The sequence below is a fragment of the Aminobacter sp. MDW-2 genome (assembly GCF_014250155.1).
GTDB classification, from domain to species: Bacteria; Pseudomonadota; Alphaproteobacteria; order Rhizobiales; family Rhizobiaceae; genus Aminobacter; species Aminobacter ciceronei.
Genome location: NZ_CP060197.1, coordinates 1957452 through 1975019, shown reverse-complemented (window position 1 = coordinate 1975019; position 17568 = coordinate 1957452). Strand labels below are relative to the sequence as shown.

The following is a 17568-nucleotide window of genomic DNA, read 5'->3' as shown; positions in this document are numbered from 1 at the left end:
CGGCGGCCCAGCGGGCCGCCGTTTTCGTTTGTGCTTTGGCTTACAGCAGCGTGCCGTGGAGGATCACCAGCGCGATGCTGAAATAGATCACCAATCCGGTGACATCGACCAGCGTCGCGACGAACGGCGCCGAGGCAGTCGCCGGGTCGAAACCAAGTCGCTTCAGCACAAACGGCAGCATCGAGCCGGTCATCGAGCCGAAGGTCACGATGCCGACAAGCGTGGCGCCGATGGTCAGGGAGACCAACTGCCAGTGCGGACCGTAGTCGTAGAAGCCGAGCATCTGCCAGGTGACGATGCGCACCATGCCGATGACGCCAAGGATCGAGCCCAGCGTGAGGCCGGCCGGCAACTCGCGCAACGCCACCTTCCACCAATCGCCCAGGCGCACTTCGTGCAGCGCCAGTGCCCGGATCAGCAGCGAGCTTGCCTGGCTGCCGGAATTGCCGCCCGAGCTCATGATCAGCGGAATGAACAGCGTCAGCACGATGGCCTTTTCGAGCTCGCCCTCGAAACTCTGCATGGCAGAAGCCGTCAGCATTTCGGACAGGAACAGCACGCTCAGCCAGCCGGCCCGCTTTCGGATCATCCTGAGGAAGCCGATGTCCATATAGTGCTCGTCCAGCGCCTCCATGCCGCCCATGCGATGAACCTGCTCAGTGTCGCGCTTGACCATGGTGTCGATGACGTCGTCGACGGTGACGATGCCGATGAGGTGGTTCCTGCTGTCGACAACCGGTACCGCCAGCAGGTCGTATTTGGCAATCAGGCGCACGGCCTCCTCACGCGGCGCCAGCGCGGACGTCTTGATCAGCCGGCGCTTCGGAACGGCTGACAGGATAGAAGCTCTCGGATCAGCCGAAATGACGCGCCGCAGCGGCACCGCATGGACAAGGGTTTGCCGCAACGGATCGACAACGAACACGGCATAGACGGTTTCGCGCGTGTTCTCGACCGCCCGCACGTGGCGAAGTACCTCGGCCACCGTCCAATTGGACGGCACCGAGACGAACTCCGTGGTCATCATGGCGCCGACGCAGCCTTCCGGATAGGCCAGAAGCCGTTCCAGCGCCGCGCGCGTTTCGCCGTCGAGGCCGGTCAGCAATTCGGCCCGTACGCCGGGATCGATCTCGCGCAGCGCATCGGCGGCACGGTCGGCCGACATGCCCGCAAGCAGGCGCGCGGCCGTATGCCCCGGCAGAATCGAAAGCAGTTCGTCCGCGTGGTCGAATGCCGGCTGGTCGAGCACTTCGACAGCCCGCTCCACCGGCATCAACTCAAGCAGTTGGGCGGTTTGCCCAATATCGCAGGTGTTGAGCACCTCGACGACGTCGGGTGCGGTTTCCTCCGCAAGACGCGAAGCGATGGCCGCGTTGTCGCGGATGACTGCGTCGTCGCGCAGCTCTTCGATGATGGTGGTATAGCTCATTTCTCACCCCTTCAGTCGCGCCGAAAGCCATCGGCGGCGACCCGGGGGAGCGATCAACCGCGATCAGTCCCTTCGGTCGGCGTCGACGGCTTGGTCGATCGACTATGACTGTCGCTGTTCATGGTTGTTTCCTTGGGTTCATGCGGCGCAGTCCGTTGGGTAAACTGCCCACGCGCCTAGATGGCTCCGACAAGCGAGCCAGTCAACCCCACGCGCCCGGCTTCCCGATCAAGCCTTGGTGTTCGCCAGTTCGATGAGGTTGCGCAGCGCCGCCACGCCCAGGCTGTTCATGTGCTTGCGCCCGACCGATATGTCGATGCGCATCACGATCTCAAGCGGATCGGCACCCTTGAGATCATCGAGACGCGTGATGCCGATGTCCTGGAGATAGCTGATCATCTTCGGGCCGATCGAATGCGCCCGCAGCATCGATTTGCGTTCGTCGTCTGAGATCATGCCGCCCCTCTCCTCCCGGTTGTCTGGTCCACCCAACCGTTTCTTAATCGCTATCGGCTACATGCTGTGAGCGAAATCGCGGAAGATGGAGTGTATCAAGTTGCGTTTTTCCGCAGCGATGACGGCCGAACGGTGGCTGCCGGGGCAGATCGCCTCGCGCATCATGCCGCTGTTGCGCCGCGTCGACGCAGTCCTGTTCAGCAGCGACGAGCGCGGCGAGGCCGGCCGCATGTCGCTGTTTGCGTTCGCCGTGCGCATCGTCAGTGCTGCCATAGCCTTCGTCAGCCAGGTGCTGCTGGCGCGCTGGATGGGCAGCTTCGAATACGGCATCTTCGTCCTGGTGTGGGTGACGATGATCATCGTCGGCTCGCTGTCCTGCTTCGGCTTCCACACCTCGATCATCCGCTTCATGTCCGAATACCGTGAAAAGGGCCTTCTGGACGATCTGCGCGGCGTGTTGGTGGCGAGCCGCCTGTTGGTGATCATCGCCTCGACAATCATCGCAGCACTTGGCATGGCCGGCGTCTGGGCATTTTCCGGCCGGATCGAGAGCTACTATATCGTGCCGTTCTTCCTCGGGATGATCTGCCTGCCAATGCTGGCCTTGTCAGACGTGCTGCAAGGCGTCGCCCGGGCCAATTCCTGGGCCTTCGCCGCGCTTGTGCCGACCTACATCACACGGCCGGTGCTGATCCTGGTGTTCATGGCCGGAGCCGTCGCCACAGGCTTTGCGCCGACGGCCGAGACCGCGGTCATGGCCTCCATCCTCGCCACCTATGTGACGACGCTCAGCCAGCTCGTCCGCATCACCTCACGCGCCGACAGGCGCATCCCCGCTGGCCCGCGCAACTACCGGCTCGGCTACTGGCTGAAGATCTCGCTGCCGATCTTCCTGGTCGAGAGCTTCTTCTTCCTGCTCACCAACGCCGACGTGCTGATGGTCGGCGCCTACATGGAGCCGGACAAGGTGGCGGTCTATTTCGCCACCGTGAAGACGTTGGCGCTGGTGCATTTCGTCTATTTCGCGGTCAAGGCGGGCGTCGCCCAGCGCTATGCGCGGATCGCCCATGGCGACACCGAAAAGCTCGACGGCTTTGCCCGCGAGACGGTATCGTGGACGTTCTGGCCGTCACTGGCGATGGGCATCGTGGTGCTGCTGCTCGGCGAGCCGCTGCTCGCCATGTTCGGCCCGGGCTTCAGCGATGGTTACCCGCTGCTGTTCCTGCTGGTTTCAGCCGTCGTCGCGCGTTCGGCGGTAGGCCCATGCGAGAGCCTTTTGACGATGAGTGGTCACCAGAATGTCTGTGCCATGGTTTATGCCGCGACGCTCGCACTCAACATCGGCCTCAACGTGCTGCTGATCCCGACGCTCGGACTGTGGGGCGCGGCGATCGCCACCTCGGCGGCGATGATCTTCGAGGCCACCGCCCTGTCTTTCACCGTCTGGCGCAAACTCGGTATCGTCATGGTCCTGTTCATTCCCACGAAACGCACGGTAGAGAACGCCTGATGGCAGCCATACCGCTTCTCGAGGAAACAAGTGGCGGCCCGGCGGGCTCACTGATCGCCGGCATTGCCGGCGTGCCGACCGACGCCGCCGAAGCAGCCCATCTCGAACTGACATCGGCCGAAAGACCGCTGCGCAGGCTGGCGATCTATCCGGCCTCGGCCGGCTTCGACCTCGTCGAGGAACTCGACCATCTCTGCGCCCGCACAATCGAGCCCAACGTCTTTTTCAACCCGCGTTTCCTGGCGCCCGCCATGCCGCGGCTCGAGGACCGCGAGGTGCGCCTCGCTGTGATCCGCGACGGTACCGAGTATCGCAGCCGGCTGCGGCTGCTGGTGCCCTATTCGGTGGAGAAGCCGGCGGTGCCGCTGGGCATACCTGTCATGCGGACATGGTCGAGCCCGTTTGGCCCGCTTGGCACGCCGCTGCTCGACCGCGACGATCCTGAAGGGGTGATCGCCGACTTCTTCGCCATGCTGGCACGGCCACATCTCAAGCTGCCGAAAGTGTTCGTCATGCCCGACATGCGCCTCGACGGCGCCGTGGCGCGGATGCTGAGCGCAACGGCCGAATCGCGTAACCTGCCGCTGGTGGTGACCGGTCAGTTCGAACGGCCCTTCCTCGAAAGCGACGCCGAGGGCGAAGACTATCTCAAGGAGGCGCTCGGCAGCCGCCACTACAAGGAATTCCGCCGGCTGGGCCGCCGACTCGCTGATCAGGGCGTCGTCGAGCACAAGGTTGCCCGCACCCAGGACGACGTTCGCCACGCCATCGAACAGTTCCTGACGCTGGAAGCTTCCGGCTGGAAGGGACGCCAGCGCACCGCCATGGCGATCGACCGCTACCGCGCCGCCTTCGCCCGCGAGGCGGTGCACCGCATGTCGGAACAGGACATGTGCCGCATCCATTCACTGACGCTCGACGGCCGCACCATCGCCAGCCTTGTCGTCTTCGTCGAGGCCGGCGTCGCCTACACCTGGAAGACCGCCTATGACGAGACGCTGTCGGCTTGTTCACCGGGCGCGTTGCTGATGATGGCGGTGACCGGACATCACCTCGACGACCCCAACATCATGATGACCGACAGCTGCGCTGTGCCCGACCATCCGCTGGTCGGCAAGATGTGGAGCGAGCGCAAACCGATGGGCACCTTCGTCGTCGGGCTGACGCCGGACGCCGACCGCGTTACACGGCAGGCGGCCTCGCAGTTGCACCTGTACCGCGAGACACGCAAGCTCGCCGTCAGGCTGCGCGACCGCGTGCGCAGCCTGCTCAAGAAGCGCTAGAAGGCTCCGGATCAAGCTCAGCTTGTCTTCGTTTCGCGCTTTGCCCGGTCGCGGAAGATGCGGCGAATGACCTTGCCGGTGGTGGTCAGCGGCATGGAATCGACGAACTCGACCTCGCGCGGATATTCATGTGCCGACAGGCGCTCGCGCACCCAGAGCTTGATCTCGTCGGCGAGTGCCGCGTCGCCCACAAGCCCATCCTTGAGCACGACATAGGCTTTGACGATCTCGGTGCGCAGCGCGTCGGGCTTGCCGACGGCGGCTGCAAGCGCCACCGCCGGGTGGCCTGTCAGGCAGTCCTCTATCTCGCCGGGGCCGATGCGGAAGCCGGCCGAGGTGATGACGTCGTCGTCGCGACCGAAGAAGGAGACGTAGCCGTCCTCGTCCTCGATGCCCTGATCGCCCGTCGTCATCCACTCGCCGATGAACTTCTTCTGGGTCGCCTCGGGGCTCTGCCAATATTCGAGGAACATGACAGGGTTCGGCCGGGCAATGGCAATCTGGCCCGACACGCCCGGCGGCACGCGGCGGCCGTCGCCGTCGATGATGGCGACGCGATGGCCTGGTACCGCCTTGCCGATGGCCCCACCCTTGCTGATGCCGAGGCCGGCGCAGGAGGCGAGCACCGCATTGCATTCGGTCTGGCCGTAGAACTCGTTGACGACAAGCCCGAGCTCGGCTGTGGCCCAATCGTAGGTTTCGCGCCCAAGCGACTCGCCGGCGGAGCCGACACTGCGCAGGCTGAGCCGGAAGCGCTTGCCGATGTCGGGCACGACCTTGAGCATGCGCAGCGCCGTCGGCGGGATGAAGGCGTTGCGCACCGCCATCTTTTCCATCAGCAACAGTGCGGCCTCGGGTGCGAACTTGTCGAAGCGGGCAGCGACCACCGGCAGGCCGAAATAGAGCCCGGGCAGCAGCAGGTTGAGCAGGCCGCCGGCCCAGGCCCAGTCGGCCGGGGTCCACAACAGGTCGCCCGACTGCGGCATGAACTCCTGCGCAATCTGGATACCGGGGAGATGGCCGAGCAGGACTCGGTGGCCGTGCAGCGCGCCCTTCGGCGGGCCCGTCGTGCCGGAAGTGAAGATCATCATCGCCGGATCGTCTGGGCCAGTGTCCTCGGCTGTAAAGTCAGGCGAATGCGCGGCGAGCAGGCGATGGAAATCGTCGACATCGCCGCCGCTGACAACGACGATCGCTTCGAGCTCGGGCAGCCGGCCGCTGACCTGGCTGACCTTTGCGAAACCTGCCTCGTTGGTGACGATCGCCCTGACGCCAGCTGTCTGCAGCCGGTATTCGAGCGCCTCGACGCCGAACAGCAAGGCCAGCGGCACGACGATCGCGCCGAGCTTGTAGATCGCGACATGGGCGATCGCCGTCTCGAAGCTTTGCGGCAACAGCAGCGCCACCCGGTCGCCGCGGCGTACGCCCCTGGCCCGCAAGGAATTGGCGAATGCGTTGGAGCGGCGCGAAAGCTCGCCGAAAGAAAGCTCTTCGGCTGCACCGTCGATGCGGTAGTCGAGCAGCGCCGTTCGGTCAGGGTCGACGGCTGCCCAGCGGTCTGAAACAGCGGTGCCGATGTTGAACCTTTGCGGAATCTGCCAGCGGAAATCGCGATAGAGGGCGTCGTAAGTGTCGCGCCGTTCGAGCATGGACGGTCGTCTCCGCTCCTCCGCGAGGGATTTCATTGTGGCTGGATCGGAGTTGACCTACCAACCAACAGAAAGCCTGCCTAATATCGGAAGCGCTCGGCGTCAAGAAAACGGTCCAGAGCGCCGCGCCTCGGCAGGCATTCCATTGCGTCTGCCGGTGTCCGGCCGCCAAAGCAACACCAGATCGGGATCGGAATGCCGAAATTGCGAATTCTGCGGTCCCTCAAGAAGCGTGTTGCCAAGATCCGCTACCACGAATTCGAGGTCATCAAGTCCAGGTTCAATCGAAGCCTCGGCAGGGACGAGCCATATCAGGTTCATCAGGGCAGGCGGCATCACCCGGGCAGCGTGTACGCCATCTTCCTGGTCTGGCAGCCCAACAAGACGCCATGGTATGTCGACAATGCACTGGCATCGTTGGACGAGGCCCAGGCGAACGTCGTCCTGGTGGTCAATCGCGGCCTGGACGCCGAGCGACTGGCCGATCTCAAGCAACGCTGTTCGAAGCTCATCGTTCGCGACAATGCTGGCCTCGACTTTGGCGGTTTTCGGGATGCGACACTTCACCTGCTCGAAAATACCGAGGCAACGCGCCTGCTCTACCTGAATGACAGCGTGTACTTCTTCAGCAACGGACTCACTCCGCTGTTCAGGGAGTTGGCAGGCGCGGAAGCCGACATCGTCGGTTCGTTCGAAAACCGGGAACATGGCTACCACATGCAGTCCTTTTGCTTCTCCGTGGGGCATAGGATCGTTGCAAGTTCCGAATTCGCGCGCTTTTGGAAGCAATACCTGCCGGTGAATTCGCGGCTATGGGCGATCCGAAAAGGGGAAATCGGTTTCTCCGCGGCAATCCTGCCGATCGCAAGATCCGTTACCACCGTCTACACGCCGGACAAGCTCAGGCTGCGGCTGACCGAAATTGACGGCGGGGATGTTGGGGCGATGAATGGCCAGATCTGTCGGGATCTCAGGCTTCCGGCGGCGAGCTTGGGCAGCGAAAGCTGGGCCGCAATCATCGCGAAGATATGCGAACGCATCGCCATGCGTTCTCAGATTCACACGGCCGGGTTCCTTTACAAGAAACATCTCAACTGCCCGCTGATGAAGCGCGACCTTGTCTACCGCCTGCAGTTCGACATCGGCGAGATCGAACAAAACCTTATCGCGGTCGGACACGAGGGACACCTGGCCGACATCCTTTCGGACATGACGAGGAAAGGTTCGGGGGACCAGTTGCGTTCAACGAGAAGGCAGCTCTTCGACCAGGGCATCATATAGGGCAACGTGCGCTGCGGCGGATGCTCGTTCAACCGGGCCGAACGAGCATCCGCCGCAGCGCATTTCCGAATTTGCCTTGGGCGGCCTTGAAGCCCGATTTCAGGCGTGCCGACGCGGATGGGCGGCGTGGCTGTCTTGTAAAGGCGTAGCTGTCGTTGAAGCCGGCATGTCCAAACGGATCGGCGCTCGAGGCGATGCGGCGGCCAAGGGCGACGCCCCCCAGACCCAGACAGCGTTCGAACGCATGCGCCATCGTCCCGTCAACCTGGTTGGCCTCCGCCTCGAAGGCCTTGGCCGTGAAGCCGAGATCGGCCAGTGGCGCGATGACGTCTGTACGCGCCATGAACATCGTTCCAGCGCAATAGCCGGCATCAAGCAGCTGCGCCCGACCCAGGCCAAGGCGCTGGGCGATGGCAAGGACACGCGCTTCGTTTCCGCCCATGTAGCGGTCGAGCGAGAGGAAATGACCTTCGGGACAGACAATGCCCAGCGAAGCGTCGGCCTGAAATGCCGAAGTCAATTGCTGCAGCGCCTGGGGCTGCAGCAATGCAGCGACCAACATACGGCGCCAGCCGTCACCATCCTTCAGATGCGGCGATTTCTTGGTGTGAACCTTGATGACGACGTCAAAGCCCTCGGCGCGAACAGCTGGAAACATGCGAAGGAAAGGCAGGATGTCGCGGCCCCGATTTTCGAAGACGCCAAGGCTGTAGTCTCGCTCCGCGGCATCGAGCCGCGAGCGCACCAGCGCCTCGTGAACCGGAACGGTCGTTACGAAGAGCTTGTGTTGTGCCGGGAGAGCTTGGGCGAGGTCGAGGATTTCATCGAATGCATCCATGTAGAATGCATGGATGACAATTGCGACCCGAAGCTCTCCGCGCATGTGCAAAGCCTGTTAATAGACGATAAACGCTTCAATGGCCGATTTTGTACACAGTGACAAACGCGCAAACGATCTATTTTTGGTAGTATTTGAAAGGCGCCTACGACCTTGCCTGCCGGATTTTTGCCCGAAGGCTCACCTCACCGCGACGGCACAATGCAAGGCATGATCGAGCAATCAAAGCCGCCTTCCGCGCCGCAGTGCTGCGTAAAGGTCAATGGTGCCCCTAGCCGGGATCGAACCAGCACTCCTTGCGGAACTCGATTTTGAGTCGAGCGCGTCTACCAATTCCGCCATAGGGGCCTGCCCTAAACGGACAGAATGGTCGCGGACTATACGGTCGGGCGGCCCTTCGTCAACTGGGGAGCGGCGCCTTTGCGCAACTTCATGCCGGTACGGCGTTCGCCGGCGCAGCGAAAGCGGTCGCGCGCAACTACCTGCCTCCGTCAAAATGTGCCAGCAGCCGTTCGCGCAGGTGGCGCGCGGCGGGGCCTGGGGGCTGGTCGATGCGCCAGAGCAAATAGGCGGACAGCGCTGTCTCGGACTGTGAGCCCAGGGCGGTGGCAGTGACGCGCACAAGGGCGCCATGGGCGAGGTCGACGTCGACCATCCAGCTGGGAAGATTGCCCCAGCCGATGCCGGCCCGGATCAGTGCCAGCTTGGTCGCGAGATCGCTGACACGCCAGGTGCCGGGTGACAGCACGCCGAAATCCAGCCCTTCGCTCACCGGCGAGGGATCGCTGACGACGATCTGTAGGTGGTCGGACAGGTCGACCGCCGACCAACCGGCTGCGGGCGGCGCCGCGAGCGGGTGATGGGCAGAACACACGGCGACGAAGGGCTGCGCCGGGCCAAGGCACTCGGCTTCGACGAGGCTGTCGCGCTGGGTATCGGTGGTGATGGCGAGCGTGCAGTGCCGGTTGATGAGCGCATGCAATGCCGCGCGCATCGGCAACGTCTTCAGTGCGACGCTGACCGAAGGGTGCTCGGTCCTGAGGTCGAGAAGCGCGCCGGCCAGGATGCCGGCAGGGATGACCGGATCGACGGCTATTGCGAGCGAAAGCTCCAGCCCCTGCCCCAGCCCGCGCGCCCGGGCGCGCATGGCGTCGACCTTGATCAGGATCGCCCTGGCATCAGTGAGCAGCGCCTGCCCTTCGGCGGTCAATTCGGGCTTCCGGCCGGTGCGGATGAACAGCGCCACGTTGAGCTCGGCTTCAAGGTTGCCGATGGCATGGCTGATCGCCGATTGCACCCGCGACAGCCGCGCAGCACCGGCGCGAAAGCTGCCACCCTCGACGACGGCAACGAAGGTTCGCATCTGGTCCAGCGTCAGATTGTCAAGCACAGTTCGATTTCTTCGATCAGTGGCTGCAGAACTATGGCAATTACCAAGATCAGTATTCTGTCGCAACTTGTCGCTATCGAAGACAAACGAGGACACAACATGCATATCGACAAGGCCCTGATCTATGAAGCTCCCGGCGCCGACCCGACCATCGACCGAAGCGTGCTGGAGACGCCGGACGGCAGGATCACCATCATTGCCCTGGGCGATCCGATACAGGCACCGGCGGTGGCGCATGAGCTCGCCGCGCAGGGAGCCAAGCTGATCGAGCTGTGCGGCGGCATCTCGCCGGCGTGGCGCCCCAAGGTCTCGGCCGTCGTCGGACACGACGTCAAGGTGAGCTCGGTGACCTTTGGCATCGAATCCTTGCAGCCGGCGGCTGCCTACAATCAGGCCTTCATCGACGGCAAGCCGCCGCTGGCGGTCTTCATCATCCTGAAGCGGGATGCCGAACCGGAGCGTGACAGGTTCGTGACCAGTTTTCCGCCGCTCGACACGCATTTCATTGCCGTTCCGGATAGGGCAACGGCCGCCGAGGTTGCAGCACGGCTCGCCCGGGAAGGATTTGGCCTGATCGAGCTCTATGGCGGGTTTTCGACCGAGGACGTGGCCGAGATCATCCAGGCGGTGGACGGGTTGGCCCCGGTAGGCGTGGGCAGCTTCGCGCTCGATGCGCTGCAGCCCGGGCAGCATGTGGCGGCCGGGCGCGCCGCATAGCACCACACCATGATCGGCGGCCATGGCCGCCGATTGCGTGCCATCACGCTTCATCTGCAGCGATGGCCCGGGCAAGTATGTCTCAAGCGTGATCACGCGACAGAATGTAACGTTGCCCCGGCTTTCACATTCGTGAAGACCCCAAGCATTGTGCGCCACAGCAATTCTTCCTAAACAGGCAGCGCATATCTCAAGGGGGCCAGATGCTTCGCCGACTCTACGACTGGACCTTGTCGCTCGCGGCAAGGAAATCCGCCGAATGGTGGCTGGCCTTCATCGCCTTCGTCGAAAGCTCGGTCTTCCTGGTACCGGCCGACGTGCTCTACTTGCCGATGGCGCTGTCGCGACCGGACAAGGCCTATCGCTACGCAATCATCGCCACCGTGGCCTCAGTGCTCGGCGGCATCGCCGGTTGGTATATCGGCCACTACGCCTTCGAGGCGGTGGCAAAGCCGGTGCTCGAATTCTACGGCAAGTATGACGAGTTCGAAGCGCTCAAGGTCTCGTCGGGCGCCGGCATCATCCTGTTGATGCTGGTCACCTCAGGGCTGTCGCACCTGCCGCCGATCAAGGTGGTGACCATTCTCGCCGGCGTCGTCAGCTTCCCGCTTGGCTGGTTCATCGTCTCGGCGATCGTCGCCCGCGGCGCCCGCTTCCTATTCCTGGCCTGGCTGCTGCGCACCTATGGCGAGCCGATCCGCGAATTCATCGAAAAGCGCCTCGGGCTGCTCGCCGGCCTCGCCGCCGCTGCCCTTATTTTGCTCTATCTTCTCGTCAGATACCTCCACTGAACGGCGAATGCCGGTAACAACAGCTGGGCACCCAAGAATGACCTCCCTCGCCTCTCCGACCGGCCGCAGCCAGACGCTGACCGCAATCTTCCTCACCGTCGCCATGGCAGCCGTCGTCGGCACAGCGCTCGGCTTCCAGCACATCGGCGGCTACCTGCCCTGCAAGCTCTGCCTCGAGCAGCGCACGCCCTATTATGTCGGAGTGCCGCTGATGGCGCTGGCGGCGCTGTCGTCGGCGCTGCACTGGCCGGCCTGGATGACCCGCGCGCTCCTGGCCGTCGGTGGATTGCTGATGCTCTACGGGCTCTATCTCGGCGCCTACCATGCCGGCGTCGAATGGCGCTGGTGGGCCGGCCCGACCGATTGCGCCGCCGTCAGCGGCACGATCGACACCGACGGCAAGGGCCTGCTCGACGTGCTCAACAACGTCGTGCCGCCACGTTGCGAGGATGCCGCCTTGCGCGTGCTCGGCCTGTCCTTCGCCGGCTGGAACGTTCTCGCCAGCGCTTTCCTGGCGGCGGTGGCGTTGCGTGGGGCTTTCAGGAAGGGGTAGCGCCTCGGGGGGCGCGATGCTTCGCCCCCTCTGTCCTGCCGGACATCTCCCCCAAAAAGGGGAGATCGGCCTTCATCAAGGCTCGAGCTCAACATCCCAGTAGAGATAGTCCATCCAGCTTTCGTGCAGATGGTTGGGCGGAAACAGCCGGCCATTGTTGTGCAGGTCGTGCACCGTTGGCTGGAACGGCTTCTGCAGCGGCCACATCTTGGCCTGCGACGGCATCATACCGCCCTTCCTGAGATTGCAGGGCGAGCAGGCCGCGACGACATTTTCCCACGTGGTCGCCCCGCCGCTGTGGCGCGGGATGACGTGGTCAAAGGTCAGATCCTCCGGGGTGCCGCAATATTGGCACTGGAAGCGGTCGCGCAGGAAGACGTTGAAACGGGTGAAGGCGGGATAGCGCGACGGCTTCACATAATGCTTCAGGCTGACGACGCTGGGCAGCTTCATCGAGAAGGTCGGCGATGAGACGGCGTGCTCGTATTCGGCGACGATGTTGACGCGGTCGAGGAACACCGCCTTGATCGCGTCCTGCCAGGACCACAACGACAAGGGGTAGTAGCTGAGCGGACGATAATCCGCATTCAGCACTAGTGCTGGGAGCCCATCCGGAGACACGGCAACCGTCACTTCCTGCACCTCCTTGGTCCTCGAACCTAACGGCACGAATACTGTAAGCCCGAGGTGACAGGAATGTGAAGCGTCTGGCCGGTCACATAACCCGTCAAAAAACCGCGATTTTGCGGATTTACGCAGGATTTCCAGCCGGCGGCGCGCCATCGCGACCACGGGTCTCGCGATAATACGCCCAGAACAGCCTCGATGCGACCCCTCGCCACGGCGCCCATGATTCGGCAAGCCGAATCAGTGCCTTCTCACCGGGGCGCGGATCGATGCCCAGCGCATGGCCTACGGCCGATTGCAAGGCGACATCGCGGGCCGGAAAAATATCGGGATGGCCGGCGGCGAACAGCAGATACACCTCCGCCGTCCACGGGCCGATACCGGGAATTGCGATCATCGCCGCCATCGCTTCTTGGGCGTCGAGCCGGCAGAGGCCGTCGAGGTCGAGGCCGTCGGTCGCTGCCTGCGCCACCGCCAGAAGCGTGCGCTGCTTTGGCCGTGACAGGCCGGCCTCGCGGAACATGCCCTCACCTGCGGCAAGCAGGCCTTGCGGCGTCAGTGGATCGACCAGAGCTGTCAGGCGGCCGAAGATCGCCTTGGCACTTGCCGTCGACACCTGCTGCGAAACGATGATCGAGGCGAGGCTGGCAAAGCCCGGTTCGGTCAGCCTGAGCGGCACCTCGCCGGCCATGCCGCGAACCGCCAGCAGGCGCGGATCGATCGCGCATAACGCGTCGAGGCCGAAATTCACGTCGTCGAGATTGGAGATGCGGCGCATGCGTCACTTGTTAGGTTGCGGCAGGCAACGTAGCAATCGGCAAGGCACACCTTCAATCCGGCACCAGCAACGCTCATGACGGCTCCTGTCTTTCGCTTCGCGCCCAGTCCCAACGGCGAATTGCACCTCGGCCACGCGCTATCGGCGTTGACCAATGAAAGGATGGCGGCCAGTGCCGGCGGCCGGCTGCTGCTGCGCATCGAGGACATCGACATAACTCGCTGCAATCCGGAGTTCGAGGCCGGCATCTTCCGCGACCTCGCCTGGCTGGGTGTCGCCTACGAGCGGCCGGTACGGCGCCAGTCGGACCATTTCGCCGAATACGAGGCAGCGCTCGAACGGCTGAAGAAGGACGAACTCGTCTATCCCGCCTTCATGAGCCGGGGCGAGATACGCGGCGCGATCATGGACCATGAGGCGTCGGGAGAAAGCTGGCCGCGCGATCCAGACGGCGCGCCGGTCTATCCCGGCGCAGACAAGCAGATGTCGCAGCGGGAGCGCCGGCGCCGCATCAATGCGGGCGCGCCTTTTGCCTGGCGGCTCGATACCGCCGCAGCACTGGCGCGGCTGGACGGCCATTTGAGCTGGCGCGAATGGGCCGACGAGGCGATGGATGGCGTGGCGGAAATTGCCGCCGACCCGCTGCAATGGGGCGACGTGATCATCGCCCGACGGGAGATCCCGACGAGCTATCACCTGTCGGTGGTGCTCGACGACGCACTGCAGGGCGTGAGCCATGTCGTGCGCGGCAAGGACCTCTATTTCGCGACCTCGGTACAGCGCCTGCTGCAGCAGGTGCTCGGCCTGCCGCAGCCGGGCTATTTCCACCACCGGCTGATAACAGGTCCTGATGGACGAAAGCTGTCGAAAAGCCAACGCGACACCGGCCTCGCCGCATTGCGGGAGGCCGGTGAGACGCCAGAATCGGTCAAGGCGATGCTGGAGCGCCGTGCGTCCGATTGGCCGCACAAAGGACGCTCGAGTCCCTAAGAATCTGCGCCTCGTGCGTTCCGAAGATCGATGCCGATTTTCGAGCCGATGCACCAGGCCAATGCACTAAGGTTGTAGCATCCGGGCGATCGCCGCCTTGATCAGCGCAAGCACGCTGATGAAGATGAAGGCGCCGCCAAGCCCCCAGGCGGTCGCCAGTTGCAGGTCGCGCAGCGTGATGCCGTAGCTGTTGGCGACGAGCACCGCGCCGAAGAAGCCAGTGGTGAACAGCAGCATGTTGCCGGTCGGGCCGAAGCCGTCGTCCTTCATGATGGCGTCGAGTGCAGCACCAAAGAAGAAGGCCATGACGGCGACGAAGGCGACCGCCATCATCAACCAGCCCGGATCGAGATTCCACAGCATGCGCGGTCCTTTCAGAGGCCGACTGTGCAGTTCTCCCAGGCCCCCTCCCGGGCAAGCTTCTCCCAGATCAGGTCGTCAGATCAGGTCCGGTGAATCTATGGATCAATCGTTTCATTTTGATTGTCCTAATGTTCGGCATTAGAGCGATCCCGGTAAGATTCCTTCCGGAAGCGGCGTCCGGCGGCGCCAGGGGTATCCATGACATCTTCTCCAAAGCGGCTGATTCCGGCCACCTTCGTGCTGCTCTGGGCGACGGGCTTCATCGGCGCGCGCTACGCCATGCCTTGGGCGGAGCCGTTCACCTTCCTGGCCGTGCGCTTCGTCCTCGCCTTCCTGCTGCTCGGCGCAGTGATGCTGGCGCTCGGCTCCACCAGGCTCACGCGGCGGGCCGCCCTGCACTCCGTACTCATCGGCATGCTGCTGCATGGGGTCTATCTCGGCGGCGTGTTCTGGGCGATCCACCAGGGCTTGCCGGCGGGCCTGTCGGCGCTGATCGCCGGGCTGCAGCCGCTGGTCACCGCCGTACTTGCAGGAAAGCTGCTCGGCGAGGAGATCAAGCCCAAGCACTGGGTCGGGCTTGCCATTGGCTTCGTCGGCGTGGTGATCGTGCTTTCCCCCAAGCTCGGCGCGATCGGCGGCGGCGTGACCTGGCAGACGCTGACTGCGTCAGTGATCGCCATGGCCGGCATCAGTGCCGGCACCATCTGGCAGAAGCGCGTCGGCGCGGCCAGCGACCTGGTATCAGGTACATTCTGGCAATATGTCGGCGCTGCGATCCTGATGACCATCGCCTCCTTCGCCTTCGAACACCAGCAGGTGACGATCAATGGCGAGCTGATCTTCGCCATGGCCTGGCTGGTGTTCGTGCTGTCGATCGGCGCGATCTTCCTGTTGATGGTGATGATCCGCGACGGCGCCATGTCGAAGGTGGCATCGCTTTTCTACCTCGTGCCGGCGGTGACCGCTGTCCTTGCCTGGCTGCTGTTCGGCGAAGAACTGTCGGCGATCCAACTGATTGGCATGGCGATCGCCACGCTCGGCGTCGGCCTGGCGACGGCTCAACCCGGCACGCGGGCGCGGGCTTCGAGATAGCGGCTGATCGCGGCATTGAGCTCGCCGCCGAGGATGAAGATCGCCGAGACGATGTAGAGGAAGACCACCGCGATCATGATCGAGGCGAGGCCGGCATAGGTGGTGACGTAGGACGAGAAGGTATCGAGATAGGCGGCGAAGATCGTCGAGCCGACAACCCAGGCGATGAGCGTGAAGACGATGCCGGGGATGATGCTGAGGAAGCGACGGCGGCCGGCCGGCAGCCACATGTGCACGGCAAACAGGCCGAAGACGATGACCGCCGAAGCGATGGTGAAGCGCCAGACGGTAATGGTGCCCATATAGGGCTGGATCCATTCGAACTTGGCTTCGAGGATGCGCGCGATGATCGGCGCGAACACCAGAAGCACCGAGATGGCGACAAAGCTGATCGTGGCGATGAGCACGAAGAAGATGCTCTGGATACGCCGGAACCAGAAGGTGCGGGTCTCGGTGATGCGGTAGGCACGGTTGAGCGAGGTACGCAGCGCCTCGACGCCGTTTGAGGCAAAGTAGGCGGCAAGCACGACGCCGTAGGTCAGAAGATCGGTGCGCGGCACGGTGAGAACATTGACCACCTCGCGGGCGATGGGGGCCGCGATCTGGTCGGGCCAGGTGTCGAAGACGAGATGCACGGCCGTTTCGGCGAACGCATCTGCGCCCAGAAAGCTGGCGAGCGTGGTGGCGAAGATCAGGAACGGGAACAGCGCCATCAGCGCCGAAATGGCGAGATGACTGGCCATCGCCCAACCGTCGTCGTCATGGAAATGGCCGGCTGCGTCGAAGAGCACGCGCCTCGTGGCGACGATCTTGCGCATCAGCTCCAGTTTTCCGCTCCGTCCGTTGGGTCCTGGCCAACTACCTAGCGGCCGACAGTGACACGGCCAATCATGAATTGGCCAATTGTTTCGTGGCGGCGAATATGGGAAGGCTTTGCCCTCATTTGCAAGGCCGGGCAAAAACGAAGTGAACCCGATCAACGAGTTACGCACGATAATCGTGACCGGCGCGTCGTCGGGCATCGGCGCTCATTGCGCCCGCGCACTGAAGGCCGAGGGCTGGCGCGTGTTCGCCACGGCGCGCAAGACCGAGGATCTGGCGGCACTCGAGACCGACGGTCTCGAGGCGCTGTTCCTCGACTACGCCAAGCCGGAATCGATCGAGGCGTTGGTCGAAACCGTGCTTGAACGTACCGGCGGCAGGCTCGACGCGCTGTTCAACAATGGTGCGCACGCCCAGCCGGGCGCAGTCGAGGATCTGCCGATGGCGGCACTGCGGGACCAATTCGAGGCCAACTTCTTCGGCTGGCACGACCTGACACGGCGCGTCGTTCCGGTGATGCGTGCGCAGAACCACGGCCGCATCGTCAACTGCTCGTCGATCCTCGGCCTGACGCCGGTGCCGTTCCGCGGCGCCTACTCCGCCTCCAAGCATGCGCTGGAGGGGCTTATGCTTTGCATGCGTCAGGAACTCGCCGGCAGCGGCGTCCATGTCGCGATGATCGAGCCCGGCCCGATACGCTCGAAGATCGCCACCAACGGGCTCGACTGGTTCCTGCGCTACATCGACCACGAAAACTCGCCCCACCACGTGGCCTATCGCGCCCAACTCGACAGGCTGTCCAGCGGCGGCTCGAAATCGCGGCTCAAGCTGGGACCGGAAGCGGTTCATGCGGTATTGCGACACGCCCTGCTGTCGCCCCGGCCGCGCCCGCATTATGTTGTCACGACGCCCGCGAGAATCGGCGTCGTGCTGAAGCGGCTGCTGCCTGCTTCGCTGCTTTACAGAATTCTGGCCCGCCAAGCCTGACCGGCCTACGAC

The 17568-nt window shown here is 63.7% G+C and carries 18 protein-coding genes and 1 tRNA gene; 9 read left to right on the top strand and 10 right to left on the bottom strand.

Annotation, left to right across the window (positions count from 1 at the left end; genetic code table 11):
* Positions 1-40: 40 nt before the first annotated feature.
* Both mgtE and H5P29_RS09710 read right to left on the bottom strand, forming a co-directional pair.
* Positions 41-1429, bottom strand: coding sequence for a magnesium transporter (gene mgtE / locus H5P29_RS09715; RefSeq protein WP_154386150.1), 1389 nt, complete (start codon positions 1427-1429; stop codon positions 41-43).
* A 228-nt stretch (positions 1430-1657) separates the two neighbouring features.
* Positions 1658-1885, bottom strand: coding sequence for a hypothetical protein (locus H5P29_RS09710; protein ID WP_154386149.1), 228 nt, complete (start codon positions 1883-1885; stop codon positions 1658-1660).
* 250 nt (positions 1886-2135) lie between these two features.
* Here H5P29_RS09710 and H5P29_RS09705 point away from each other — a divergent pair, with 250 nt between their 5' ends.
* Positions 2136-3395 carry a lipopolysaccharide biosynthesis protein gene (locus tag H5P29_RS09705; RefSeq protein WP_371818653.1) on the top strand — a complete coding sequence of 420 codons (1260 nt, stop codon included), beginning with the start codon at positions 2136-2138 and terminating at the stop codon, positions 3393-3395.
* Positions 3395-4678: a GNAT family N-acetyltransferase gene (locus H5P29_RS09700; RefSeq protein ID WP_154386148.1), complete on the top strand. Its 1284-nt coding sequence runs from the start codon at positions 3395-3397 to the stop codon at positions 4676-4678. Before H5P29_RS09705 ends, H5P29_RS09700 begins: the two co-directional genes overlap by 1 nt.
* A 17-nt stretch (positions 4679-4695) precedes the next feature.
* Here H5P29_RS09700 and H5P29_RS09695 read toward each other — a convergent pair whose 3' ends face one another.
* Complete coding sequence (locus tag H5P29_RS09695; RefSeq protein ID WP_154386147.1) at positions 4696-6327, bottom strand: AMP-binding protein; 1632 nt, start codon at positions 6325-6327, stop codon at positions 4696-4698.
* Between the two features lie 195 nt (positions 6328-6522).
* Here H5P29_RS09695 and H5P29_RS09690 point away from each other — a divergent pair, with 195 nt between their 5' ends.
* A complete protein-coding gene (locus tag H5P29_RS09690; RefSeq protein ID WP_154386146.1) occupies positions 6523-7608 on the top strand; it encodes a rhamnan synthesis F family protein in 1086 nt (361 codons plus the stop codon).
* A 28-nt stretch (positions 7609-7636) separates the two neighbouring features.
* On the opposite strand, the gene H5P29_RS09685 is transcribed toward H5P29_RS09690, so the two are convergent.
* The 3 genes from H5P29_RS09685 to H5P29_RS09675 all read right to left on the bottom strand — a co-directional run bounded on the left by H5P29_RS09685 (position 7637) and on the right by H5P29_RS09675 (position 9836).
* Positions 7637-8491 (bottom strand): rhamnan synthesis F family protein, encoded by an 855-nt coding sequence (locus H5P29_RS09685; RefSeq protein WP_067957740.1) that lies wholly within the window; start codon positions 8489-8491, stop codon positions 7637-7639.
* A gap of 218 nt (positions 8492-8709) precedes the next feature.
* Positions 8710-8794 (bottom strand) — tRNA-Leu (locus H5P29_RS09680).
* Between the two features lie 130 nt (positions 8795-8924).
* Positions 8925-9836: a LysR family transcriptional regulator gene (locus H5P29_RS09675; protein ID WP_185910319.1), complete on the bottom strand. Its 912-nt coding sequence runs from the start codon at positions 9834-9836 to the stop codon at positions 8925-8927.
* A gap of 99 nt (positions 9837-9935) precedes the next feature.
* Between H5P29_RS09675 and H5P29_RS09670 the strand changes: the two genes are divergently transcribed.
* From H5P29_RS09670 to H5P29_RS09660, 3 genes are all read left to right on the top strand, one after another.
* On the top strand, positions 9936-10553 hold the full coding sequence (locus H5P29_RS09670; RefSeq protein ID WP_154386145.1) for a DUF6506 family protein: 618 nt from the start codon (positions 9936-9938) through the stop codon (positions 10551-10553).
* Positions 10554-10756: 203 nt separating this feature from the next.
* The gene (locus H5P29_RS09665) at positions 10757-11344 is read left to right on the top strand and encodes a YqaA family protein (protein WP_067957734.1); all 588 of its coding nucleotides are present in this window, start codon (positions 10757-10759) and stop codon (positions 11342-11344) included.
* A 37-nt stretch (positions 11345-11381) separates the two neighbouring features.
* On the top strand, positions 11382-11897 hold the full coding sequence (locus H5P29_RS09660; RefSeq protein ID WP_067957731.1) for a disulfide bond formation protein B: 516 nt from the start codon (positions 11382-11384) through the stop codon (positions 11895-11897).
* A 75-nt stretch (positions 11898-11972) separates the two neighbouring features.
* On the opposite strand, the gene H5P29_RS09655 is transcribed toward H5P29_RS09660, so the two are convergent.
* Positions 11973-12530: an HNH endonuclease gene (locus H5P29_RS09655; RefSeq protein ID WP_067966138.1), complete on the bottom strand. Its 558-nt coding sequence runs from the start codon at positions 12528-12530 to the stop codon at positions 11973-11975.
* Between the two features lie 118 nt (positions 12531-12648).
* Positions 12649-13302, bottom strand: a complete 654-nt coding sequence (locus H5P29_RS09650) for a DNA-3-methyladenine glycosylase (protein WP_067957728.1) — start codon at positions 13300-13302, stop codon at positions 12649-12651.
* Positions 13303-13377: 75 nt separating this feature from the next.
* On the opposite strand from H5P29_RS09650, the gene gluQRS reads away from it, so the two are divergent.
* Positions 13378-14292, top strand: a complete 915-nt coding sequence (gene gluQRS / locus H5P29_RS09645) for a tRNA glutamyl-Q(34) synthetase GluQRS (protein WP_154386144.1) — start codon at positions 13378-13380, stop codon at positions 14290-14292.
* Between the two features lie 66 nt (positions 14293-14358).
* Here gluQRS and H5P29_RS09640 read toward each other — a convergent pair whose 3' ends face one another.
* Entirely contained in the window at positions 14359-14655 is a 297-nt protein-coding gene (locus H5P29_RS09640; protein WP_067957722.1) for a hypothetical protein, read from the bottom strand.
* A gap of 198 nt (positions 14656-14853) precedes the next feature.
* Between H5P29_RS09640 and H5P29_RS09635 the strand changes: the two genes are divergently transcribed.
* The gene (locus tag H5P29_RS09635; RefSeq protein WP_067957718.1) at positions 14854-15747 is read left to right on the top strand and encodes a DMT family transporter; all 894 of its coding nucleotides are present in this window, start codon (positions 14854-14856) and stop codon (positions 15745-15747) included.
* On the opposite strand, the gene H5P29_RS09630 is transcribed toward H5P29_RS09635, so the two are convergent.
* Positions 15714-16565 carry a YihY/virulence factor BrkB family protein gene (locus H5P29_RS09630; RefSeq protein WP_182575183.1) on the bottom strand — a complete coding sequence of 284 codons (852 nt, stop codon included), beginning with the start codon at positions 16563-16565 and terminating at the stop codon, positions 15714-15716. The genes H5P29_RS09635 and H5P29_RS09630 overlap by 34 nt on opposite strands.
* 148 nt (positions 16566-16713) lie before the next feature.
* Here H5P29_RS09630 and H5P29_RS09625 point away from each other — a divergent pair, with 148 nt between their 5' ends.
* Positions 16714-17556 carry an SDR family oxidoreductase gene (locus H5P29_RS09625; RefSeq protein WP_067957716.1) on the top strand — a complete coding sequence of 281 codons (843 nt, stop codon included), beginning with the start codon at positions 16714-16716 and terminating at the stop codon, positions 17554-17556.
* Positions 17557-17568 lie beyond the last annotated feature (12 nt).